The following is a 22,572-nucleotide window of genomic DNA, read 5'->3' as shown; positions in this document are numbered from 1 at the left end:
TTGCATCTAATATGGCAGCTGCCATCGCATCTGTCGGAGGAAGCTACACCGGTTGGATAGAAGCCAATGTGGGAGATCCACAAGGAAGTGGTGTGTTGCCAAGAAAAACGGTAATGAGCTCAACCTTTGATGTTTCATCTATAGACATTAATACCCTGGCGGATAATATTTGTATATCCTGCACTCCTATTGTAGCCATTAATACGGTCACGCCTACCACCCAAGCGATATGTTTCAACGGTAAAGCACAACCTTTGATTGCAGATGCCACAGGAGCAGGAACGCTCAGCTACCAATGGTACAGTAATACCACCAGCAGCACTACCGGGGGAACGCTGATACCTGGAGCAACTTCGGCAACTTTCAACCCGCCAACATCGGTAGCAGCCACCACCTATTATTATGTGATGGTATCCGATACCAGCTGTGAAGGAAAGGCTACTTCTCCTATAGTAAGCGTAATGGTGTCCAGTACCCCTTGCCCATGTTCCGCTGGTACAGTTACTCCCGTATTAACCAATTCAACGGCAACATCCCAAGCCGTAGACCTTGCAGGAATGGTAACAGGTACAGCACCTGCAGGCAGCGTACTGCAATGGCATAACTCAGCAACACCATCAGATGCTACATTGCTGTCAAGTACAACGGTATCAGCAACATCTACACCGACCAACTATTGGGCATTTTATTATGACAGCACCAACAAATGTTACAGTCCGGGAGCTAAGGTGACCGTGGTAAGCAATAATTGTACAACCAACACCACTACAGTGGATCTTACTGCTTTGCCTCACTCTACAGTGCCTGCCAATACTCAGCTGTTGTGGTACACCACAGCTGCCCATGATACGGGAACAGAGGTGACCAATCCTACTGCCGTGGGCAACGGGACTTATTGGCCAGTGTTCTACAGCACAGCCAGTAACTGTTTCTCTCCTGTTGGTAATCCTGTTGTAGTAGGCATCGCAACTTGTAACGCAGCATGCTACAAATCTGGCGCTACGACAGGCGGGGCAACGCTGGATGGCAAAGTAGGGATCAGTGCCCTTAGCAGAGCCGGAGCCGACAACCCAGACCAGTGGCCTATGCTAAGAAAAGGTGCATGGCTGGTACTGGAGGCCAAGACCAAGGGCTTTGTGCCGAACAGAACGGCATTTGATGCATCAAATAACCCTGTGGGGATAGCGCCTGCCAATTTTGTAGAAGGCATGATGGTATATGATACCACCAACAAGTGCCTGAAGATATACACCAACAATGGCACTGCCTGGGGATGGTATTGTATGACGACACAAGCCTGCCCGGACTAGACCTACCCTATTATAGAAAATTGGAAGTTGAGGAATACTCTGAAAGTTGAGGAACGACAGTACCAATATGCTTCCAATTTTCTTTTTTATCGATAAGTGAACCAAATAAACAATACAAATGAAAAATACAATAACAGCAGTAGTGCTCCTGATGGGAATGACCTCCATAAGGTCTCAGGTGGCAATAGGAAAACAGGATGTTTCCAATACCTCCGTATCCCTGGAATTTGCAGAGACCGAGAACAGAGGGCTTGTACTACCCTATATAGAAAACAAGAGCGGTATCACAGAAGACGGCACCGTGATCTACGATACGACCGACAGCAAGGTGAAATATCTGAAAAACGGCAGCTGGTTCGACCTCAGCGTGGATACCACGGGCAAGGCGGACCTTACGATCCAGGGTTCTGACAAGATAGAACAAGCCTCTGCCAAAACAGCCATCGGCGTGAATGGTGCCACAGACACTACACCAGGCATCCTGGTATTGACCGATGCGGACAAGGCCATGATACTCCCAAAAGTGGCAAGCCCACATCTGAACATCATCAAACCAAGTGCGGGAATGATGGTGTACGATACGACAAAAAAGCAATTGGCAGTCTATAACGGAACAGTATGGAGCTTTTGGAAGCCATGAGGCTTATTATTGACCTTAATTAATCATATCTCCAATAAGGTATGATCGTATTTTTACGACATACCTTGCTGGAGATCTTTTTAAAGATCTCTTCTTGCTCCAACACAATGAAAAAAGATAGTCAGAAGAATAATCGAAACGTATATGAGAGATCATTTTAAAAATATACACATAGGTACTTTGATCAAACTGAGGGTCGCAGAACTTGAAATAGACCAACAGCGCATCTCCAATTTTTTCAAATGCAGCAATGACGAAATACAACAGATGTTCCTGCAGAAGGAATTGACCACCGGTACTTTGTTAAAATGGAGCAAATTACTAGGTTACGACTTTTTCAGGGTCTATTCCCAGCATCTGATCCTGTATGCCCCGCCTGCGAATACCAATTACAATGATACATCTAAACAAAAAAGGTCCAAGTTGCCACAGTTCAGGAAAAATGTATATACCAGGGAAGTGATAGACTTTATCCTGGAAATGATAGAGAGTGGCGAGAAGACCAGGCATCAGGTAATAGAAGAATATAAAATACCCAAAACAACATTATACAAATGGATCAGCAAATACAACTCCCGGAAAGCCCCTCCACAATAGCTGACCTGATCCCCGCATTGGAAAACGAATTATTGGCAATATCGATCCCGGCGGAAAAAGCAACAGAGATCAGAAAGTACCTCAAGAGTGGAAATATGGACATCCATACCGTGTAGTGTAGTCCATAATGGATATCCTGGGTTCTATCCCGGACACAAAAGACAACAAAAATATAATAAGGCTACGCGATAAGTTTAACTTTTAATTGCAAATGGTAAAGAAAAAGACATACAACGGAATCCTGCCAGGTTTGAGCAAGAAAGAAGTGATGGAAAAATGGGGAGAGAAACTTAACCCCTACTCCGATGATATCTGGCACTATGAACTAAGCAGGACATGGTGGGGAGCCAGGACCATCCTCTTTCTGGAATTTGAAAACAATATGGTAAGCATTCTATGGATTCAGAAAGATAGCGCCGTAAACGATCACAGAAAAATACACAGACCAATGCTATTGGATGAATTACTGGCAGACGAGCACATCCTGATCGGAAGATCGGGAAAAGAAATACAAGAACTGTTTGGAAGAGTGCCCGACCAAATGAATGAGGAAGAGGACATCTATATCCTGAAAAGATATTTCTTCGGTCTTTTCCAGCAGAGACTGCACCTGTTCTATTCCAAAGGGATTGTAAGGGATTACTATATCGGGATATTGTAAAGAAAAAAATCAAGATCAGAAAATACAATGGAAAGATCAAACCCGGACTACCATCGCATCTATAGCGATATCATCAATAAAAAGCACCCCGAAAAAAAAGAGGAATGCAAAGCTTTGCTGAGCAAAAAAGAACTATCCGTACTAGATATCATCGAGCTTAACACCAAGATATTTGGTCTCCCTGACCGGTCAACGGAAACTTTCAATCAAAAGCACCGCTCATATGACACGTCAGCGATCCTAAAAATACTGGCCCATCAAAAAACTAACAAACTGAACAATACCGAGCTTGCACAACATTTTAAGTTGAGCAGGAACACGGTAACCAAATGGAAAAAGCTTTTCCCGGAAAAAAGCAGACAGCAGAAATAAGACTCCGGATATTGCATTGCAGAACCTCCCATTATTGAGAGGTTCTTTTATTTTAAAGAATACAAAAAGAAGTCAGTCTATAATGGGACAGGGCAAAATTATCTGGAATCATTAGGATTGAAAGTAATTTAGAATCACCGATTTTTATCTGCAGCATAATTTGTCTTTAGTAATGAAAGATCTGGAATTATTCATCATTGAAAATTACGGATTGTAAATTCCCCTCCTATGGAGGGGTGGCTTCGAATGAAATGAGAAGACGGGGTGGTTAAACATATTACTGACCACCCCGTCAAAAATTCTCACGAATTTTCGCCGCCCCTCCAGAGGAAGGGAATTTTATCATATTTCTTATCAAATATTTTTCCAATTTTGAATATCTTTAAAACCACAAAACAAACTTTAAACATTGAACCTTAAACCATAAAATTTCAATGACTTTCCAGGAACAGATACAACAGGGAATTCCAAGAGAATTACCTCAGCCAAAACCATACGAACAAAACATCAATCACGCTCCAAAACGTAAAGAAATCCTTTCAGACGAAGAGAAAAAACTCGCTCTGAAAAACGCTTTACGTTATTTCGAACCAAAATTTCACGCAGAATTATTGCCGGAATTTAAGGAAGAATTAGAGAAATACGGAAGAATCTATATGTATCGTTTTCGTCCGGATTATGAGATGAAAGCAAGAAACATTGCAGAATATCCCGGAAGATCCGAGCAGGCAAAAGCCATTATGCTGATGATCCAGAATAATCTTGATTATGCCGTAGCGCAACATCCGCATGAGTTGATCACTTACGGTGGAAACGGTGCCGTTTTCTCCAATTGGGCGCAGTATCTTCTGACGATGAAATATCTATCGGAAATGACGGACGAACAGACATTAACAATGTACTCCGGTCATCCGATGGGATTATTCCCTTCTCACAAAGATGCACCGAGAGTGGTGGTGACGAACGGAATGATGATTCCAAACTATTCCAAACCTGATGATTGGGAAAAATTCAATGCGTTGGGCGTAACACAGTACGGACAAATGACTGCGGGAAGCTATATGTACATCGGTCCGCAGGGAATCGTGCACGGAACAACGATTACCGTTTTGAATGCTTTCAGAAAAATCAATAAAGAACCAAAAGGCGGATTATTTGTAACCTCGGGTCTAGGCGGAATGTCCGGTGCTCAACCTAAAGCGGGAAACATCGCAGGCTGCGTTACAGTAATTGCAGAAGTGAATCCGAAAATTACAAAAATCCGTCACGACCAGAAATGGGTCAATGAAATCCATGAAAATCTGGATGAATTGGTGGCGAGAGTGAAAAAAGCGCAGGAAAATCAGGAAACGGTTTCTTTGGCCTACCTCGGAAATATTGTTGAGGTCTGGGAGAAATTTGATGACGAAAATTTAAGAATCGATATCGGCTCAGACCAGACTTCGCTTCATAATCCTTGGGCAGGCGGTTATTATCCGGTTGGGCAAACCTTTGAGGAATCCAACACGATGATGGCAGAAAACCCTGAATTATTCAAAGAAAAAGTTCAGGAAACCTTGAGAAGACACGCAGCGGCAATCAACAAACATACCGCAAAAGGAACCTATTTCTTCGATTACGGAAACGCCTTTTTACTCGAAGCTTCAAGAGCCGGAGCCGATGTAATGGCAGAAAATCCAACTTTGGGAAGAGAGTTCAAATACCCTTCTTATGTTCAGGATATTATGGGACCGATGTGTTTTGATTATGGTTTCGGACCGTTCCGTTGGGTTTGTACCAGTGGAAAACCGGAAGATCTGCAGAAAACAGATGAGATCGCCTGCAACGTTTTAGAGGAAATGATCAAGAATTCTCCCGAAGAAATCCAACAGCAGATGAAAGATAACATCCAGTGGATCAAAGGTGCTCAGGAAAACAATCTGGTCGTGGGTTCACAGGCGAGAATTTTATACGCCGATGCAGAAGGCAGAATGAAGATTGCTGAAGCCTTCAACAAAGCCATTGCCAACGGAGAAATCGGAGCGGTGGTTTTGGGAAGAGACCATCACGATGTTTCGGGGACGGATTCGCCGTACAGAGAGACTTCCAATATTTATGACGGCTCGAGATTTACGGCAGATATGGCGATTCATAATGTGATTGGCGACAGTTTCCGTGGGGCGACGTGGGTTTCTATTCACAATGGTGGTGGCGTTGGCTGGGGCGAAGTGATCAACGGTGGTTTCGGGATGTTACTCGATGGAAGCGACGATGCCGACAGAAGATTAAAATCAATGCTTTTCTGGGATGTGAACAACGGAATTTCCAGACGGAGCTGGGCAAGAAATGAAGGGGCTGTTTTCGCCATCAAAAGAGCAATGGAAGCTGAACCGAATTTGAAAGTGACGTTGCCGAATTTCGTTGATGAGAGTTTGTTTTAGGCTTATTAAATTTTAATGAAAGAATTCACTATAATTTATCCTATATTTTCTCCACTTCAATTATTAGATGAGAATGGAAGATTGGTAGGAGAAATTTTTTCAAATGCAATTGCTGGTGTTAATGAAAAAATAAAAATAGGTGATGAAATTTTCAAGATAAATCGTACTGGTTTTTTATGGCAAGATTTCAAAATATTTGACAGAAATAAGAAATTAATTTTAAAATCGGATGTTTCAAAAAACAGATTAATATATTTTGGAAATGACATCGAGATCTTTACATATAAAAGTAAAGGATGGTTCAGTAGCAAATTAAACTTGTATAAAACCAGTAATCTTCTTGTATCAATATGGACAAAAGGATTTTTGAAACATCAATACAAAATGGAAATCGAAAATGAGTTCAAGAATTATTTGATAATACTGGCATTTTTGAATGAATATATTAATAGCCAAAGTTCATAATCCAAACGAAGCGCGGCAAGAAATGAAGGTGTTGTCTTCGCCATCAAAGGAGCAATGGAAGCGGAATCTAATTTGAAAGTGACGTTGCCGAATTTCGTAGACGAAAATCTCTTTGACTAAAAATTCCCCTCCTCTGGAGGGGTGGCGATTCGCCAAAGGCGAATTGACGGGGTGGTTATGCTGAATGAATCAAGCCACCCTATTAGCTGAGAGAAATTTTAACTATAATTCTCAACAATAAAATTCTCGAGATCCTTCATTGCTACGGAGAGATTTTGCTTTACATCCCAATCGGAAATTTTAAAAATTTTCAAGCCCAGGCTTTCCAGAAACTTTGCCCTTTCCAGATCATATTCCTGTTTAAAGTCGTGACTTGTTCCATCAATCTCAACCACAAGTCCCAACGTTTTTACATAAAAATCAACAATATAGTTACCAATGATCCTTTGTCTGTCAAAATCAATGTTATGGAATGTTCTGTTTCGAACCTGTTTCCAGAATAACACTTCTGACAGAATTCCTAATTTTCTTTTTTCTTTGGTCAAAGTTTTTAAGAGAGGATTGTAAGGCAGGTTTTCCACAAAATTGCGGTAGATTATAATGCCTTCTATTTGGGTTAGCATTTCGTTTTTGGGCATTTGTGTTTATGTTTTGGGCCAATTTAAGTTTTTTCTTTCAGGTGAAGAAATTAAGAACCACCCCGTCAGAAATTCTGAGAATTTCTGCCACCCCTCCAAAGGAGGGGAATTTTCGTCTTGACTGTAGTTAGAACACGACGAAACTGGGCAAGAAATGAGGTGCTGTTTTCGCAATTAAAAGAGCAATGAAAGCTGAACCGAATTTGAAGGTGACGCTGCCTAATTTTGTTGATGAGAGTTTGTTTTAAATCTTTTTAAATAGTGTTGATTTGTAATCTGTGCTTTATTTGCTTTATTTATGTGTGTACTCACGGATTGCAAATCCGCGAGATCGGGTACACGTCGGTTGCCCAAAACAAAAGGAAATTATACTTTTGAAATTACAAATAACTACTAATGAAAAAACTAGGGATCATAGGTTGTGGTTGGTTGGGGACACACATTGGAGAAAGATTGTCGGACAGGTATGAGATCTTCGCTACCACCACTACAGAATCAAAAATAGAAGACCTCAACGCTAAAGGCTTTCACACGACTCTGGCAAATTTCCCGGACAAATTGGACCGTGAAATGAAAGAATGGAATGTGGCGTCAAAGCTAGATGCCATCATTATCAACGTTCCGTTTTCCGGACTCCGTGGTGAACAGATCCCGATGAATGACAAACGCCAGAACCTCCTCAATTTCCTTGGTGATTACAAAGGTCAGCTCTTCCTCATTAGTTCAACCGGCGTTTATCCCGAGATCGACAAAGATCTTGTTGAGGAAAATAAGTCTCCTAATGAAGTGGAAAGTGAGAATTTTATTTTAGAAAGATTCCCTCAAACTAATATTTTGAGATTAGCCGGATTGATGGGTGGACAAAGGTTGCTGAAGAATTACAACATCTCCAATCTCGACCAGTTGGTGAATCACATCCACTATGCAGATATCTGTTCGGTTTTTGAGAAGATGCTGGAGAATAATTCGCAATCCAAAGTTTATAATGTGGTCGCACCGATACATCCTAATAAAGAAGAGGTGATTAATGCTCAGAAAGGACTTCCCTACTCAGGCGAACGAACAAAGAAGGGCAGAACAATTTCTGCAGAGAAATTGATCAAAGAACTGGATTTCGAATTTCTGTATCCTGATCCAAGGTATTTTCATCTTTAGGCTCTTTTGGAATCATTATTGAAACTGCTTTATAAAAATCTTATTATGGAAGCAAGTACAATCAAAACTATTGCAAAATACGGATTGGGTGCCATGCTCATCTCAGCAGGAATAGGACATCTCACATTTGCAAGAAAGGAATTTCAGGCACAGGTGCCGGAATGGGTTCCGTTGGAGAAGGAAGATACGGTCGTCTATTCCGGGATTGTAGAAATTGCAATGGGAGCAGCCATCATCGCAGCACCTAAGAAATACGAATCACTAATGGGAAAAATAGCAGCAGGATTATTCACTGCGGTTTTCCCTGGAAATTACACGCAGTACAAAGAAAGAAGAAATGCCTTCGGACTGAATACCGATAACAAGAGATTTGCAAGACTATTCATGCAGCCGTTGTTATTACTCTGGGCAATAAAATCTACTGACAATAAATAATATCAGGTATAAAATAAAAAGTCTTCGACTCCGCTCAGACTGACAACGAGCGGAGTCAAAGCATCCTCAACATACCGAATATCAAATCTACATCGAACCGGATAGAATAAATCTATGTTAACAGCTTTTCTGATTCAATTTTAAACTCTAACTTTATGTTACAAAATTTTATTAAATAAAAAACTATGAGTTCAGCACAGCAAGCATTTGATGACATATTCAAAAAAGAAATCCCTGAAGAATATCAGGTTCCAGTGATCCATCAGAGAGAATACCTTCTCAATGGAGAATTGGTACAATGGGACGGCGATGTTACCGAGATCTATTCACCAGTCTGCATCCCGACAGAAAACGGGTTGGAAAGAAAACTCCTGGGAAGCATCCCGAATATCGGGCCAAAAGAAGCGCTCGATGTTTTGGATGCCTGTGTAAAAGCTTACGATAACGGACTCGGTGAATGGCCAACGATGTCTGTGGAGGGCAGGATCAAATGCATGCAGAAGTTTGTTTACCTGATGATCCAGCAGCGAGATCTGATCATCAAATTACTAATGTGGGAAATTGGTAAAACCCTACCCGATTCTACCAAAGAATTTGACAGGACAGTCGATTACATCAACCAAACGATTGACGCACTAAAAGACCTGGACAGAGAATCTTCCCGTTTTCAACAGGCAGAAGGAACCATTGCCCAGATCAGAAGAGCGCCGCTTGGTGTAGTTCTAAGTATGGGGCCTTTCAATTATCCTTTGAACGAGATCTTCACAACATTGATCCCGGCACTGATCATGGGAAATACAATTCTCTTCAAATTACCAAAACACGGTGTTCTTGCACATTATCCTTTACTGAATGCCTTCAAAGAGGCCTTCCCTAAAGGAACGGTGAACACATTGTATGGAAAGGGTTCGGAAATTATCACACCGATCATGGAAAGTGGAAAAGTGAATGTTCTGGCTTTCATCGGATCAAGCAAAGTAGCAAACGGTCTTAAAAAACTCCATCCAAAAGTAAACAGATTAAGAGCAATTCTTAGCCTTGATGCCAAAAATGCAGCAATCGTTACCAAAAATGCAAACCTGGATGTCGCAGTCAGTGAATGTATTTTGGGATCATTGTCTTTTAATGGACAACGTTGCACTGCTCTTAAATTAATATTCGTTCAGAAAGATGTTGCGGAAGAATTCACTAAAAAATTATCCGAAGCTGTTTCTGCCATGAAAGGTGGATTGCCATGGGAAAAAGATGTGAAGATCACACCACTCCCGGAAGTCAATAAACCATCTTATCTAAAAGATTGTCTTGATGATGCTTTATCAAAAGGCGCAAAAGTTTTGAATGAAAACGGTGGCTACAACGAAGCTTCTTTCTTCTTTCCAGCTGTGGTCTATCCTGTAAATAGCGATATGAAATTGTATCACGAAGAGCAGTTCGGACCAGTGATTCCAGTTGTTCCGTTTGAAAGTCTTGATGAGCCGATTGATTACCAAGTGAATGCTGATCACGGAATGCAGGTGAGTATCTTCAGTGAGGATGCTTTGGAAGTTTCAAAACTGATTGACCCATTCGTGAATCTTGTAAGCCGTGTGAACATCAATTGTCAGGCTCAGAGAGGTCCTGATGTTTTCCCATTCACAGGAAGAAAAGACAGTGCGGAAGGGACGCTTTCCGTTTTTGATGCGCTTCGCTCATTCTCCATCCGTTCACTGGTAGCAGCAAAAGTGACCGATTCCAACAAAGAACTTCTTAATACAATTGTGAGAGACCACGATTCTAATTTCCTGAGCACTGATTATATTTTTTAAGAAGACCAGAAGATCATAGATAAAAGACAAGAGACTTTTATTTCAAAAATTAAATCCGTAACTAATAATTGCGGATTTTTTCTTTCTATCTAACACAAAAAAAATGCTAAAATTTTGGAATCGATTTCAGTATTGTTTTTTTTACAGTATTTTTGAAGTCTAAATTTCTGAATTGAAAAAATTAGACAAGTATATCATCAAAACCTTTTTTGGTCCATTTCTATTTATTTTCAGCGTACTGTTCTTCATTTTCATTGTGAACATTATCTGGACTCAAATGTCTCAACTGACAGGAAAAGGTCTTACATATTGGGAAATATCCAAATTTCTTTTCTACCTGGGAATCAATGTTGTAAGTATGGTTCTACCGCTTACGATCTTGCTTTCCTCGATTATGACCTTTGGAGATTTTGGAGAAAGGTATGAGCTTGCTGCCATGAAGGCGGCCGGAATTTCCCTAGTTCGGGTAATGATGCCATTATTTTTGACTGTTTCCATACTTTCAGGAATCCTGTTTCTGTTTTCTAATAATGTGATTCCTGATTTTCAGCGAAAAGCAAAGAATATGATGTACAATATCATTTCTTCCAAACCGGCGATCAACTTTACCCCAGGAGTTTTCATTGATCAGATCACTGGATTTTCTGTCAAATTCGATAAAATCTCAGGTGAAAAATCAGAGAAGCTGGAAGGTGTTTTTCTTCATAAAAATGCAAGTCCCTATGATGACCAGCAGACCATCATTGCTAAGACAGGAAAATTTGCGCCTGCAGCAGATAGAAATTATTTGAAACTGATCCTTTACAATGGTTTTGTCTTCACAGATAACATCACAAACAAACCTTATGAAGAAAGGAAAAAACAACCAAATCAGTCTATAAAGTTTGATACACTCGTCTATCATTTTGATATCAGTGAACTTATCAATAATGCGATCGAAAAGGAGAAGATCACAGACGATTACCGTTTCCAAACGTATAGTGAAGTGAATGAAACCCTTGTTAAAAATAGAAAAGGAAACATTGTAACCCTTAACTCTATTGCTTCTCCCGTCATTTCACAGACCAACAATTATGTAGAATATATAGATAGATCCAAATCTAAAGACAAAATAAAAGAACCTTATAAAATAGACACCTTAAAATCACCAAAAAAACTGGAGGTTCTTTATGCAGCCTATAACAAGATAGAGTCTCTGAAAACAAGCATAGATTCCAATCAAAATGCAATCAATGATACCATAAAAACACATAACAAGATCGTGATGTACCAACAGAGAATAATCTCCTATTCTTTTACCTGTATCATTTTCTTCATGATCGGGGCGAGTCTGGGCTCCATCATCAGAAAAGGAGGAATGGGATTACCTGTTGTCATATCGATCATTATTTTCATTATATTTTATGTTTTGAATTTATCTGTAGAAAATCTCTCATGGAAAGGTTCCTTGAATCCTTATCTTGCAGCATGGATCCCGAATATTGTGTTATTCCCGTTCAGTATATGGCTGACTTACAAGGCACTGACAGATTCTCAGTTATTCGATATAGAAAAATACAAAGCACTTTTCAAACCATTGATAGAGCGATTCTCAAAACCAAAAGAACATGAGCGCTATCAATAATAATTGAAAAAGCTAACATAAATAAAGATCTTATCAGGATTATTTTCCTTAACACAAGGAATTAATTTTGATAAGATCTTTTGGCTTATCAAAAATTCTAATCTCATTTTAATTTCTTTAATTACATTTTAATTCTATTCCAAAGGCTTTCTAATTTGGTGAGTATAGTTTTGTATTATCAAAAAAATAACAACTCACAAAATTAAAAAGTTATGACAAAGACCATTTTAATAGCAACAGATTTCTCACTGGAATCTTTGGACATACTTAAAAAAGTTTTAAAAAATAAAACTGATAAGAATGACGAAAACCAATATAACATTCTTTTGGTTTCCGGGTATGACATGGGTGACTCTATCAGAGACTTGCTATTTACAACCAAGAGTTCTGTTTTCGGAAAGATCAGACCACAGGAGTTTTGTGATGCCTACAGCATTATCAATAACAAATATCCGAGCCTGATCAACAAGATAACTTGCGACATCTTCACAGGAAGTTTCCAAAGAACATTCAACAGTTTTATAGAGGCCGCAAACGTAGATGAAGCCTATTATTCAACTTCGAAGAGTAGGCATCTAAGCAAAAATCAGTTCGATATCACTTCTTATCTTAAAAAATGTAAACATGTCGATGCTGTGGAAATAACAACAGAAACAACGGAACTCGTTCCTGAAAAAGGAAGATTGGCCGAAGTTTTCTTGTAGAAAACAATTAAGAAAAGTCTGAATTTAATTATTAAAAAATAAAGTAAAATGTTAAGAAATTATAGTAACAGCAGAACGTTGGGAGACAACATCAGACTGGGGACGCTGACTGCTTTCACAGCAGGGACTATAAATATAGCATCTCTATTGATATTTCTCTCTTTTACATCCAACGTAACAGGACATTATGCGATATTCGCAGCAGAGATCAGCCAGGGAAACTGGACTCAGGTCGCAGTCGTAGCTTCGTGGATCTTCTTATTCTTTTTCGGAGGTTTTGTGGCCAATCTAAGTGTCATCAATTTCAATAAGAAAAGTAAATATTTTGCACACGCATTCCCGATCATACTGGAAATACTTTGTCTTTTAGCAGTAGGAATCTATGGGCAGTTTTATTATCAAAAAACTTTAGGGGAAACCGAGACCTTGGTAGCGCTGATGTTGTTCGCAACAGGCTTGCAAAACGGATTGACAGCAAGTATCTCGAACTTCTCCGTAAAAACGACCCACCTTACGGGAACAACAACAGATCTGGGAATCCTGTTCTCTATGTTTACCCAGAAAAAATTCAGGAAAAACCCAGAATTGATTGCCAGAGCAAAACTATTGATGAGTATTATGTTTGCTTATGTTCTAGGTGCTGTATTTTCTGGATTAACCTATTACAATCTGGAGTTCCGGGTGTTCTATGTGATCAGCGTCTGTCTTCTAGTTGTGATCGGTTATGATTTTTACAAGATAAATATCAGACATTTCCAAACGGAATACCGATATTACAAGATCTATCACAAGCCAACTTTTATTGCGTTCTTATATTACAAGATCCATAACAAGGACGAAAAAAGGACCACAAGTCATTCCAATCCTAGAACCAATACAAAATTAGCATTCAATGAGGATTAGAAGATTAAATGATCAATAGAAACACTTCATATATATTAGTTTTTTGTAATAGTTCTTAAAAAAATACACCGGGAAAAAGTCTCGGTGTATTTTGATTTTATTATATAGAATTGGTCTTTACTGCTCCACCCAGGTGTGGTTTTCTCCGGCCAGTTCGCCAAGATATTTTTCCGCATCCATTGCTGCCATACAACCGCTTCCGGCAGCCGTAATCGCTTGTCTGTAATGGTGGTCCTGAACATCTCCCGCTGCGAAAACACCTGGAAGATTGGTTCTTGCCGATTTTCCTTCTGTGATGATGTATTCGTTTTCATCAAGGTCGATCTGTCCTTTGAAAAGACCAGTATTTGGTTTGTGACCGATGGCGATGAAAATCCCGTGAACATCTATTGTAGAAATCTCATCTGTCAGATTATTGACAACCTTAGCTCTTTCAACCAAAGAGTTTTCACCTTCTATTCCGATTAGTTCGTGATTGTACTTCACTTCGATGTTGGAAGTACTCAGAACTCTGTCAACCATTACTTTTGAAGCACGGAAATGGTCTTTTCTTACCAACAAGGTCACTTTATTACAAATCTTAGAAAGATAAGTGGCTTCTTCGGCAGCCGTATCTCCTGCTCCCACAACAATGACGTCCTTTCCTCTGTAGAAAAATCCATCACATGTCGCACAAGCCGAAACGCCTCCGCCTGCATATTTTTTCTCATCCGGTAATCCCAAATATTTTGCTGCAGCACCAGTAGAAATGATCACACTTTTAGCAAGGATCTCACGAGAACCTGTGCTCAATTTGTGAATTCCGCCTCTTACTTTGGAAAACTCAACTTTGGAGATCATTTCATAATGAACTTTTGTCTCGAAACGTTCCGCCTGTTTTTGTAAATGAAGCATCATTTCCGGTCCCGTGATTCCGTCCGGATAACCCGGGAAATTTTCTACTTCCGTAGTTGTTGTTAATTGTCCACCTGGTTCCAATCCTGTGAAAAGTTCCGGCTTCAGGCTTGCTCTTGCTGCGTAAATTGCGGCTGTAAAACCAGCTGGTCCAGAACCTATAATGACACAATCTAAGATATTGTTTTCCATTTTTATTATTAAATTATTTATTTTTAAGGAATAAGTTATCTGTCTTTCCAATTTAAAATTGGAATTTTCAAATATAATCCTTTGTGTGAAAAAGCGAAAGCAAATTTCGGGAATTAATTATTCAAAACCTATCTAAAACATCAATGTAAAATATATGAATGATGAATGATTGTAAAAAGTCATTAGTCTCTTTAACGATAAACCACCCCGGCAAAAATTTCTTTAAAATTTTTGCCACCCCTCCACTGAGGGGAATTTTTAAACCGAAACTTTCAGTTCGTCGATTTTTATGATTTTGTAAACCAGTTCTTTGTAGATTTCCTCGTCTTCCATTTGTCTTACGCCAAGACCTTTCGATTTCAAATCCATTTCGCGAAGAACAGAAATAACCCTGGTCGCATGTTTCAAAGGATAAAATCTTGCTGCTTCCGAATAATCCTTGATGGCGTAAGGATTAACACCCATTGTTGAAGCGATGGTTTGCGGAGATCGTCCACTCAAAGTATGGTAAATAATGATGTTGGAAAAGAAATTATACAAAGCGCCAAAAGCCATCTGAACAGGATTGGATTTTTTATTCTTTCCCATATAATAAGCAATACTGAAGGCTTTTGCCTGGTCTTTCGTCGCCAAAGCTTTCTGAAGTTCGAAAATGTTGAAATCCTTACTGATCCCGATGTGTTCCTCAATGATTTTTCCGTCCAGGACAGCACCGTCTTTGAGAACGATTTTAAGCTTGTTCAGTTCATTGGCAATTCTGGAAAGGTCGTTTCCGAGATATTCCGCCAAAAGATGACTGATGTTCGGCGCAGATTTGATCCCCATTACAGACATTTCCCCTTGGATCCAGGTCGGAAGCTGATAATCTTTCATCTTCTCACTCGTGAAAAGCATTCCGGATTTGGCTAAAGTTTTTGCTACTTTTTTTCTGGCATCCAGCTTTTTATGTTTGTGGGCAATGACTAAAATGGTTGAAGGAACAGGATTTTCCAAATAAGCTTCCAAAGCTTTGGACTCTTCATCATTCAGTTTCATATCCTGGGCTTCTTTTACAATGATGAGCTGTTTGTCACCCATCATCGGATATTGTCTTGCCAGAGAAAGGATCTCAAGATAACCGGTATCGCGACCGTAAGCAATGGTTTGGTTGAAAGCTTTCTCGTCCTCCTCCAAAACATCCTGTTCAAAATGCTTGACAGCCAAATCAATATAAAAAGCCTCATCGCCTTGAAAAAAATAAACCGGTAATAGTTCTTTATTTTTAATATTTTTGAGGATAATATCTATTTCTTTCATCTTAAAGTATGCAGGTTCCGAAGCTAAATTTTGAAAATGAGTTCGATTTCCAAATCAAACAAGACAAAGATACATTTTTTATCTATGATTTGGTAAGGAAAAGCTGGCTTGTACTGACTCCGGAAGAGTGGGTAAGACAGCATTGGCTTCATTATTATCGGTTTGTGAAAAAGAAAAATCTGTCTTCTTTAATCCTTGAAAAAAAACTGGAACTGAATGGAACTACAAAAAGAATCGACCTTCTCATCACCGAAAAAACAAAACCGAAAATATTACTAGAACTCAAAGCTCCGAATATTGTTTTGAAAGAAATCCACTTTGAGCAAATTGCACGTTACAACAGCTTAATTGGTGCGGAACAAATCATCATCAGTAATGGTTTGCATCATATTTTCGCCGATTACAAAGACGGAAAATATCTGTTTTTAAATTCTAAGGTGTGAGGATCTCTCGTTGATTTTGGAAATTTTGCAGATTTGATACTTCGACTTCGCTTAGTTTGAAATTATGAACAAAGGTGCTAAGTTGGCAATCAAAGGTCTAAAGTAGATCATCAAAGATATTAAGTAACAAATCAAAGGAACAAAGTAGATTATCAAAGGTCTTTAGTAAACAATCAAAGATGTTGGGTAGACAATCAAAGGTGTTAAGTAAACAGTCAAAAGAACATAGTAAGCTGTCAAAAGAAATTCACTAAAAATATTTCTACAAATTAAAATCCTTCTTCGGATTGAAAAGGTAGATCAAAAAGAAAAACAGAACTGAAACCGCCAAAAAGTATTGGTAATAATGAACCGCTGATTGGGAGCTTATCGTAGTCTTGGTGGAACTTGAGGATTTGTGAAGTTCACTGATGAGATTATTAATGGCGTTATCCAAATTATTTCCGTCCAGATAATTGCCTCCAGTTGAATTAGCAATATTTTTAAGTGCTTTGGTCTGCAATTTAGAAACAACTGTTTCGCCATACATATCGGATTTGTAGCCCATCAATTGTCCAAAATAATATTCTGGAATTGGAGCTCCTTCTTCTGTTCCCACACCAATTGTTGTCACCCTGATCCCTTCTTTTTTCGCCAGATCAATTGCTTCGTCCTCGTGACCTTCGTTATCCTCTCCGTCACTTATTAATACAATATTTCGGGAACCTTTTGTAATATTTTTAAATTTCTGAACAGCGATTTGAATCGGTTTCAGAAAATCGGTTCCCTGGTTTTGAATAACGCTTGTTTCGATTCCGGAAAGATAAGTTTCAGCGGCAGAATAATCGCTCGATAAAGGCATCACAGAATAAGCATCTCCGGCAAAAACGATGATCCCTACTCTATCGTTGGTCAGTTTTTGTAAAGAATTAACGATAATATTCTTAGCTTCTTCCAATCGGCTTGGCTGGATATCCTGTGCATTCATCGAGTTGGAGACGTCCAGAACGAAAATCGTACTGCTCACATTTTGTTGTACACTGATCTCTTCTTTTCCTCCCAAAAGGTCTATAATCGAAAATATCAAGAATAAAAATCCAAGTAAGTATAAAATTGGAAACAATTTGGCAAACCAAGATGTTTTCTCAAACAACACTTCCTGAAATCTGCCTTCTGCAAAAAGGTCTCTTTTTCGGTTTTTCCAACGGACATAATGGATAATGAAGTAACCAATGGCAGGTAACAAAAGAAGTAAAAAAAGATACCAGTAATTTCCTAAATACCAATTCATCAGTTTAATTCAAAATTTTAAAAATTACCCATCTCAACAATGCATCCAGCAATAAAAATCCTAAGGCAACCCAAAGAAAAATCCTGAAATACTCTTCATAATTATACAGTTTTGAAGTTTTCACTTCAGATTTTTCCAATTGATTAATCTCATCGTAAACATTCTGAAGGCTGCTGTTGGAAGTTGCCCGGAAATATTTTCCGCCGGTCAATTGAGCAATATCCATCAATGTATTTTCATCGATTTCGGTTTTCTGTTCTGTGAAAACAATGTCTCCAAAGATATTAGTTCCTGTCGGGAAAGCGGCAAAACCATTGCTTCCAATCCCAACTGTATAAACTTTGATACTATTATTTTTTGCTAATTCTGCAGCGATCTGTGGAGGCATTGCATTCAGAACTGTGTTCACGCCATCGGTCATCAGAATGATAATTTTACTTTTGGCTTTACTTTTTTTCAAGTGGTTGACAGCAACAGAAAGACCTTCGCCAATTGCGGTCCCAGGTTGTAATTCTAATGGATTTAATTGATTTAATTCATCAATAACAACTTGATGGTCGGTTGTCAAAGGAACTTTGGTATAAGCTTCTCCCGAATATGCAACCAATCCAATTCTGTCATTTTCTCTTTTGTTGACGAAATCAATCGCGATCTTTTTCAACGCTTCCAATCTGTCCGGATCAAGGTCTTTTGCCATCATACTCAAGGAAACGTCCACGGAAAGCATGATATCAATTCCTTTGGATTCGTCTCTGTCTTGAGAAATTGTATAAGTTCTAGGTCTTGCCAAAGCAATGATCAAAGCCGAAAGAATAAAATATTTCGAAATCTTTAGAAAAATCATTACCAGCGAAATGTTTCCGCTCGGTTGCATGTTCTTCACCGAAGGTACAGCAATTCCCCTACTCTTTTTCTTGCCCGAATCCAATATCAATAATGGAACGAACAAAATAAAAAGCAGTAAAAACCACGGACTATAAAACTCGAAATTCACGGATTAATTATAAATGATGATTGATAAATGATTTTATTTAAGTTTTCTAATTTTAGATTTGTCAGCCTCTGAGAGTTCTGCAACAGAAACATTCCGAAGATTCTCAGCTTCTACATCTTTCGTAGAACGTTTTACAAAATCTCTGATCTCTGTAAAATCTTTAGCCATTAGTTCTTTTGTAGGAATCGTTTTTGCAAATTTCACAAGGTCACCACGCAGGAATATATCTTCCACAACCTTTTCATTCTCCTGGGAAATGGCGTTCGTATTTTTCATATGATCAATCAAATCATCCGTCAGCAAAACATCTGCCGGAATCTGATATTGTTTTGTGATAAAAGTCCTTGTAATATCGATCAATTCAATATAGAAAGCACGGAAATTCTCATTCTCGATATAATTTTTCTTTCTTAATTTTTCTAAGTCTTTTAAAGTCTGATTGGTCGTAACGATCGGACTGGATTTGCGTTTTTTTCCATATTTTATAATTCCGATTATTAGAACAACAATTGCAATGATCATCAATGCGACCAGAACGTAAAACTTATACAAATCCCAATAATCCTGGACATTCAGTTCCACTTCTTTGTTCTTCATAATGTCATTGATCTGGTCACCCTTTTTGGCTGTGTTAATGACTTCTACCTCGTATGGAATGGTTTTTAGGATCTCATCACCGACTTTAATTTCGATTTCAGGAATTGTAAATTTACCTTCCTGGAAAACTGCAAACTTCACCGAACGCAAATAGATATCTTTCTGAACCGCAATACTGTCATTGACCATTTCGAAGTGAAAGGGCAACAATTCATTTCTTGGTGCAATCTGAACATCTTTGCCAGCCAAATCCAAAATCTGAATTTTAAAAACCGCCACTTCGCCCAAAGCCAAAGTCGTTTTATCAAGACTTGATGTCAAGGTCTGACCAAATCCAAAAGTCGAAATGATAATGAAAAATGAAAGGAATATTTTGAATAATCTGTAAGGCATTGATTTAATTGTCAGTTGAAAGTCTTGACTCTTTTTTCTTTGTTCTTGTCTCTTTTATTTATTTCCTGAAATATTGATACAAAAATTTGCTGTAATCATCAGAAGTTTTGATATCTAAAAAATGGGCAGAAGAATTCTCAAACTCTTCCTTGGTGTGTCTCATTTTCTGCTTTTGCTGTTCAGCAAATTCATAACGCCATCTTGCGCTGGAAGTATTGGCCCAGACTTGTTTTCCGGTTTCCGCATCACGAAAGAGTGCGTACCCGATATCAGGAATTTCCATATCCTTTTCATCAAAAACACGAAGTCCCAAAACCTGATGCTTTCTTGCCGTTACATTCAGTATTTTCTGGTCAAATTCGTCTTCGAAATCAGAAAAAACAAAAACCAGGGATTTTCTTTTGAAAACACTCATCATATAATTAAAAGCCGTATCAATATTAGATTTTGCCGGAACATAATCCGCAGTCAGGATATTACTGATGATCGACAAAACGTGCTTTCTTCCTTTTTGTGGCGGAACGACTTTCAGAACTTTGTCTGCATAAAGAATCAATCCGACTTTATCATTATTTCCGGCAGCAGAAAATCCAAGAGAAGCGCAAATTTCTGCAACGTATTCTCTTTTTAATTGGGTTTTGGTACCGTAATCCATAGATGCAGAAACATCTACAACCAGCATCATCGTCAGCTCCCGCTCCTCTTCCATTACTTTTACGAATGGTTCACGGAAGCGTGCTGTTTTGTTCCAGTCGATTCGTCTGGTATCGTCTCCAAATTGGTATTGCCGCACTTCCGAAAATGTCATTCCCTGACCTTTGAAAGCACTGTGATATTGTCCCATAAGCGATGCTTCCGTTTTCTTTCGAGTACGGATCTCTATCTGCTTTACTTTTTTGACGATATCTTTTATCTGCATAATCTTTTGACGGTTATCGGTTGATAGTTTTCAAATCATCTCTTTTCCTAATATATAACAATTCGACAACTGACCACTATCAACTGATAAACCTATTTGTTTAAGGCGCTTGGACCTTACTAAGAATTCTATTTACGATTTCGTCCTGAGTCACTTCCTCAGCTTCCGCTTCGAAACTTAATCCGATCCTGTGTCTCAAAACATCTTTTGCAATCTCCTTCACGTCTTCCGGAATTACGAAAGCCCTTCCTTTGATGAATGCATAAGCTCTGGAGGCAATCGCTAGATTGATACTTGCTCTTGGCGATGCTCCGAAACTGATATAATTTTTAAGGTCAGATAATCCATATTTTTCAGGATAACGCGTTGCGAAAACCATATCCAGAATATATTTTTCGATTTTCTCGTCCAGATAGATCTGATTGATGAGTCTTTTTGCCTCAACAATTTGTTCAAGATTCACAACCTGTCTGATCTGTGGAATATCTTGCGTAGAAACCATTCTCATTACCTTTCTTTCATCCTCAAAATCAGGATAATCGATTTTACATTTCAGCATAAAACGGTCAGTCTGTGCTTCAGGTAAAAGGTAAGTTCCTTCCTGGTCGATCGGGTTTTGGGTTGCCAACACAAGGAAAGGTTTTGGCAAAGGCATTGTTTCGTCACCAATGGTCACTTGTTTTTCCTGCATTACTTCAAGCAAAGCAGACTGAACTTTCGCAGGTGCTCTATTGATCTCATCTGCCAAAACGAAGTTCGCAAATACAGGACCTTTTTTTATAGAGAAATCATTGTCTTTTACATTATAGATCATTGTTCCCACAACATCTGCAGGCAACAGATCCGGTGTAAACTGGATTCTTGAAAACTGTCCGTGAACAGCTTCTGCCAAAGTTTTGATCGCTAAAGTCTTTGCTAAACCCGGAACACCTTCCAAAAGGACGTGACCATTTCCCAGAAGTCCTATCAAAAGGCGGTCAATCATATATTCCTGACCGATAATAGCGCGGTTGATTTCTTGTTTTAATATGGAAAAAAAGTAATTCTGTTCTTTTACTTTCTCTGTAAGTTGTCTGATATCTTCTGCTTGATTCAATTCTGACATAGTAAATATTAAAAATAATTGGTAAATTTCATATAAAAACCCGCAACAGCAAACACAATAATTGCTAATCTTGCGTTAAATATTTGTTAAAGTAGTTTTTGGTTGATAGTCGATGGTTGTCAGGCTGAGGCTCTCGAAGCCTTTTCAATAATCTCTCCAACGATTATTCTTTTATTTTGGCTCTTTTTCTTACATTTATAAATTCAAATTCAAATTTTAAAATGAATTATCATTTTGCCAATCACAGACAGGTCAGAAAAAACCTGCTGAATATTTTACAAAATACATCCGAAAAGGACTTGCTTACAATTCCTGACGGATTCAATAATAATATCTACTGGAATATCGCGCATTGTATTGCTCAGCAACAATTGCTTTGCTATTATCTAAGCGGAAACCAGTTCAGGATCGATAAATATTGGGTGGAAACTTACAAGAAGGGAACTTTTGCCAATGTGGATGTGAAGCAATCTGAAATGGAGGATCTAGCTTATCTTCTGATTGAAACTTCAAAGATTCTGATGAAAGATTTTGACAATGACTTTTTCCCGGATTACACGCCTTATTCCACAAGTTTTGGAATCGATTTGAAGAATATCCAAGATGCTATTATTTTCAACAATATGCACGAGAGTATCCATTACGGTTATATCCTTGCTCAGAAGAGAGCTTTGATTGGAGAAGGATTGAGCAGTTTATAAATGATAAAATGAATTTTCGATTTATTTTTCCGATTTTAA

General features: G+C 38.7%; 24 protein-coding genes. 16 read left to right on the top strand and 8 right to left on the bottom strand.

From position 1 onward, the window contains the following. Positions 1-461 precede the first annotated feature (461 nt). The 8 genes from BLT30_RS18070 to BLT30_RS06065 all read left to right on the top strand — a co-directional run bounded on the left by BLT30_RS18070 (position 462) and on the right by BLT30_RS06065 (position 6,465). Positions 462-1,310: a hypothetical protein gene (locus BLT30_RS18070; protein ID WP_139166582.1), complete on the top strand. Its 849-nt coding sequence runs from the start codon at positions 462-464 to the stop codon at positions 1,308-1,310. A 157-nt stretch (positions 1,311-1,467) separates the two neighbouring features. Then, positions 1,468-1,950, top strand: coding sequence for a hypothetical protein (locus tag BLT30_RS06090; RefSeq protein WP_245707122.1), 483 nt, complete (start codon positions 1,468-1,470; stop codon positions 1,948-1,950). Between the two features lie 144 nt (positions 1,951-2,094). Further along, the gene (locus BLT30_RS06085) at positions 2,095-2,547 is read left to right on the top strand and encodes a transposase (protein ID WP_089872348.1); all 453 of its coding nucleotides are present in this window, start codon (positions 2,095-2,097) and stop codon (positions 2,545-2,547) included. Next, a complete protein-coding gene (locus tag BLT30_RS18165; protein ID WP_175487131.1) occupies positions 2,505-2,663 on the top strand; it encodes a hypothetical protein in 159 nt (52 codons plus the stop codon). The genes BLT30_RS06085 and BLT30_RS18165 overlap by 43 nt, the downstream gene beginning before the upstream one ends. Positions 2,664-2,758: 95 nt before the next feature. After that, entirely contained in the window at positions 2,759-3,208 is a 450-nt protein-coding gene (locus BLT30_RS06080) for a hypothetical protein (protein ID WP_089872346.1), read from the top strand. A gap of 27 nt (positions 3,209-3,235) precedes the next feature. Beyond that, a complete protein-coding gene (locus BLT30_RS06075; RefSeq protein ID WP_089872344.1) occupies positions 3,236-3,580 on the top strand; it encodes a transposase in 345 nt (114 codons plus the stop codon). A 434-nt stretch (positions 3,581-4,014) separates the two neighbouring features. Further along, on the top strand, positions 4,015-6,000 hold the full coding sequence (locus tag BLT30_RS06070; protein WP_089872342.1) for a urocanate hydratase: 1,986 nt from the start codon (positions 4,015-4,017) through the stop codon (positions 5,998-6,000). A 15-nt stretch (positions 6,001-6,015) separates the two neighbouring features. After that, positions 6,016-6,465, top strand: coding sequence for a hypothetical protein (locus tag BLT30_RS06065; RefSeq protein WP_089872341.1), 450 nt, complete (start codon positions 6,016-6,018; stop codon positions 6,463-6,465). 218 nt (positions 6,466-6,683) lie between these two features. Here BLT30_RS06065 and BLT30_RS06060 read toward each other — a convergent pair whose 3' ends face one another. Then, positions 6,684-7,103, bottom strand: a complete 420-nt coding sequence (locus tag BLT30_RS06060; RefSeq protein WP_089872339.1) for an endonuclease domain-containing protein — start codon at positions 7,101-7,103, stop codon at positions 6,684-6,686. A gap of 396 nt (positions 7,104-7,499) precedes the next feature. Here BLT30_RS06060 and BLT30_RS06055 point away from each other — a divergent pair, with 396 nt between their 5' ends. The 6 genes from BLT30_RS06055 to BLT30_RS06030 all read left to right on the top strand — a co-directional run bounded on the left by BLT30_RS06055 (position 7,500) and on the right by BLT30_RS06030 (position 13,729). Further along, positions 7,500-8,258, top strand: coding sequence for a Rossmann-fold NAD(P)-binding domain-containing protein (locus BLT30_RS06055; RefSeq protein WP_089872337.1), 759 nt, complete (start codon positions 7,500-7,502; stop codon positions 8,256-8,258). A gap of 45 nt (positions 8,259-8,303) precedes the next feature. Next, a complete protein-coding gene (locus tag BLT30_RS06050) occupies positions 8,304-8,693 on the top strand; it encodes a DoxX family protein (protein WP_089872335.1) in 390 nt (129 codons plus the stop codon). A 185-nt stretch (positions 8,694-8,878) separates the two neighbouring features. Further along, positions 8,879-10,498: an NADP-dependent glyceraldehyde-3-phosphate dehydrogenase gene (locus tag BLT30_RS06045; RefSeq protein WP_089872332.1), complete on the top strand. Its 1,620-nt coding sequence runs from the start codon at positions 8,879-8,881 to the stop codon at positions 10,496-10,498. Positions 10,499-10,670: 172 nt separating this feature from the next. After that, positions 10,671-12,122 carry an LptF/LptG family permease gene (locus tag BLT30_RS06040; RefSeq protein WP_089872330.1) on the top strand — a complete coding sequence of 484 codons (1,452 nt, stop codon included), beginning with the start codon at positions 10,671-10,673 and terminating at the stop codon, positions 12,120-12,122. Between the two features lie 212 nt (positions 12,123-12,334). Beyond that, positions 12,335-12,826 (top strand): hypothetical protein, encoded by a 492-nt coding sequence (locus tag BLT30_RS06035; protein WP_089872328.1) that lies wholly within the window; start codon positions 12,335-12,337, stop codon positions 12,824-12,826. 48 nt (positions 12,827-12,874) lie between these two features. Beyond that, a complete protein-coding gene (locus tag BLT30_RS06030) occupies positions 12,875-13,729 on the top strand; it encodes a YoaK family protein (RefSeq protein WP_089872326.1) in 855 nt (284 codons plus the stop codon). Positions 13,730-13,846: 117 nt separating this feature from the next. Here the strand turns inward: BLT30_RS06030 and trxB are convergent, their stop codons facing one another. Together trxB and holA are read right to left on the bottom strand one after the other, a co-directional pair. Further along, positions 13,847-14,815 carry a thioredoxin-disulfide reductase gene (trxB, locus tag BLT30_RS06025; protein ID WP_089872937.1) on the bottom strand — a complete coding sequence of 323 codons (969 nt, stop codon included), beginning with the start codon at positions 14,813-14,815 and terminating at the stop codon, positions 13,847-13,849. Positions 14,816-15,073: 258 nt separating this feature from the next. After that, the gene (holA, locus tag BLT30_RS06020) at positions 15,074-16,111 is read right to left on the bottom strand and encodes a DNA polymerase III subunit delta (RefSeq protein WP_089872324.1); all 1,038 of its coding nucleotides are present in this window, start codon (positions 16,109-16,111) and stop codon (positions 15,074-15,076) included. Between the two features lie 8 nt (positions 16,112-16,119). Between holA and BLT30_RS06015 the strand changes: the two genes are divergently transcribed. After that, entirely contained in the window at positions 16,120-16,554 is a 435-nt protein-coding gene (locus tag BLT30_RS06015; RefSeq protein WP_089872322.1) for a type I restriction enzyme HsdR N-terminal domain-containing protein, read from the top strand. Positions 16,555-16,816: 262 nt separating this feature from the next. Here the strand turns inward: BLT30_RS06015 and BLT30_RS06010 are convergent, their stop codons facing one another. The 5 genes from BLT30_RS06010 to BLT30_RS05990 form a co-directional block, all read right to left on the bottom strand. Then, positions 16,817-17,824 carry a VWA domain-containing protein gene (locus tag BLT30_RS06010; RefSeq protein WP_089872319.1) on the bottom strand — a complete coding sequence of 336 codons (1,008 nt, stop codon included), beginning with the start codon at positions 17,822-17,824 and terminating at the stop codon, positions 16,817-16,819. 4 nt (positions 17,825-17,828) lie between these two features. After that, the gene (locus BLT30_RS06005; protein ID WP_245707121.1) at positions 17,829-18,773 is read right to left on the bottom strand and encodes a VWA domain-containing protein; all 945 of its coding nucleotides are present in this window, start codon (positions 18,771-18,773) and stop codon (positions 17,829-17,831) included. Between the two features lie 78 nt (positions 18,774-18,851). Further along, on the bottom strand, positions 18,852-19,808 hold the full coding sequence (locus tag BLT30_RS06000; RefSeq protein WP_089872315.1) for a BatD family protein: 957 nt from the start codon (positions 19,806-19,808) through the stop codon (positions 18,852-18,854). Between the two features lie 58 nt (positions 19,809-19,866). Further along, positions 19,867-20,727 (bottom strand): DUF58 domain-containing protein, encoded by an 861-nt coding sequence (locus BLT30_RS05995; RefSeq protein WP_089872313.1) that lies wholly within the window; start codon positions 20,725-20,727, stop codon positions 19,867-19,869. Positions 20,728-20,827: 100 nt separating this feature from the next. Further along, positions 20,828-21,832, bottom strand: coding sequence for an AAA family ATPase (locus tag BLT30_RS05990; RefSeq protein WP_089872311.1), 1,005 nt, complete (start codon positions 21,830-21,832; stop codon positions 20,828-20,830). A 221-nt stretch (positions 21,833-22,053) separates the two neighbouring features. On the opposite strand from BLT30_RS05990, the gene BLT30_RS05985 reads away from it, so the two are divergent. After that, positions 22,054-22,533 carry a DinB family protein gene (locus BLT30_RS05985; RefSeq protein ID WP_027382647.1) on the top strand — a complete coding sequence of 160 codons (480 nt, stop codon included), beginning with the start codon at positions 22,054-22,056 and terminating at the stop codon, positions 22,531-22,533. Positions 22,534-22,572 lie beyond the last annotated feature (39 nt).

It is taken from the genome of Epilithonimonas hungarica (assembly GCF_900102265.1).
GTDB classification, from domain to species: domain Bacteria; phylum Bacteroidota; class Bacteroidia; order Flavobacteriales; family Weeksellaceae; genus Epilithonimonas; species Epilithonimonas hungarica.
Note: the sequence above shows the minus strand (reverse complement) of the source record. Positions and strands in the feature narration are given on the sequence as shown.

Excerpts from the sequence above, each read along its gene's own strand:
- BLT30_RS18070 (WP_139166582.1), top strand. The coding sequence starts at position 462 with ATGGTGTCCAGTACCCCTTGCCCATGTTCCGCTGGTACAGTTACTCCC.
- BLT30_RS06090 (WP_245707122.1), top strand. The coding sequence starts at position 1,468 with ATGACCTCCATAAGGTCTCAGGTGGCAATAGGAAAACAGGATGTTTCC.
- BLT30_RS06085 (WP_089872348.1), top strand. The coding sequence starts at position 2,095 with ATGAGAGATCATTTTAAAAATATACACATAGGTACTTTGATCAAACTG.
- BLT30_RS18165 (WP_175487131.1), top strand. The coding sequence starts at position 2,505 with ATGGATCAGCAAATACAACTCCCGGAAAGCCCCTCCACAATAGCTGAC.
- BLT30_RS06080 (WP_089872346.1), top strand. The coding sequence starts at position 2,759 with ATGGTAAAGAAAAAGACATACAACGGAATCCTGCCAGGTTTGAGCAAG.
- BLT30_RS06075 (WP_089872344.1), top strand. The coding sequence starts at position 3,236 with ATGGAAAGATCAAACCCGGACTACCATCGCATCTATAGCGATATCATC.
- BLT30_RS06070 (WP_089872342.1), top strand. The coding sequence starts at position 4,015 with ATGACTTTCCAGGAACAGATACAACAGGGAATTCCAAGAGAATTACCT.
- BLT30_RS06065 (WP_089872341.1), top strand. The coding sequence starts at position 6,016 with ATGAAAGAATTCACTATAATTTATCCTATATTTTCTCCACTTCAATTA.
- BLT30_RS06060 (WP_089872339.1), bottom strand. The coding sequence starts at position 7,103 with ATGCCCAAAAACGAAATGCTAACCCAAATAGAAGGCATTATAATCTAC.
- BLT30_RS06055 (WP_089872337.1), top strand. The coding sequence starts at position 7,500 with ATGAAAAAACTAGGGATCATAGGTTGTGGTTGGTTGGGGACACACATT.
- BLT30_RS06050 (WP_089872335.1), top strand. The coding sequence starts at position 8,304 with ATGGAAGCAAGTACAATCAAAACTATTGCAAAATACGGATTGGGTGCC.
- BLT30_RS06045 (WP_089872332.1), top strand. The coding sequence starts at position 8,879 with ATGAGTTCAGCACAGCAAGCATTTGATGACATATTCAAAAAAGAAATC.
- BLT30_RS06035 (WP_089872328.1), top strand. The coding sequence starts at position 12,335 with ATGACAAAGACCATTTTAATAGCAACAGATTTCTCACTGGAATCTTTG.
- BLT30_RS06030 (WP_089872326.1), top strand. The coding sequence starts at position 12,875 with ATGTTAAGAAATTATAGTAACAGCAGAACGTTGGGAGACAACATCAGA.
- trxB (WP_089872937.1), bottom strand. The coding sequence starts at position 14,815 with ATGGAAAACAATATCTTAGATTGTGTCATTATAGGTTCTGGACCAGCT.
- holA (WP_089872324.1), bottom strand. The coding sequence starts at position 16,111 with ATGAAAGAAATAGATATTATCCTCAAAAATATTAAAAATAAAGAACTA.
- BLT30_RS06015 (WP_089872322.1), top strand. The coding sequence starts at position 16,120 with ATGCAGGTTCCGAAGCTAAATTTTGAAAATGAGTTCGATTTCCAAATC.
- BLT30_RS06010 (WP_089872319.1), bottom strand. The coding sequence starts at position 17,824 with ATGAATTGGTATTTAGGAAATTACTGGTATCTTTTTTTACTTCTTTTG.
- BLT30_RS06000 (WP_089872315.1), bottom strand. The coding sequence starts at position 19,808 with ATGCCTTACAGATTATTCAAAATATTCCTTTCATTTTTCATTATCATT.
- BLT30_RS05995 (WP_089872313.1), bottom strand. The coding sequence starts at position 20,727 with ATGCAGATAAAAGATATCGTCAAAAAAGTAAAGCAGATAGAGATCCGT.
- BLT30_RS05990 (WP_089872311.1), bottom strand. The coding sequence starts at position 21,832 with ATGTCAGAATTGAATCAAGCAGAAGATATCAGACAACTTACAGAGAAA.
- BLT30_RS05985 (WP_027382647.1), top strand. The coding sequence starts at position 22,054 with ATGAATTATCATTTTGCCAATCACAGACAGGTCAGAAAAAACCTGCTG.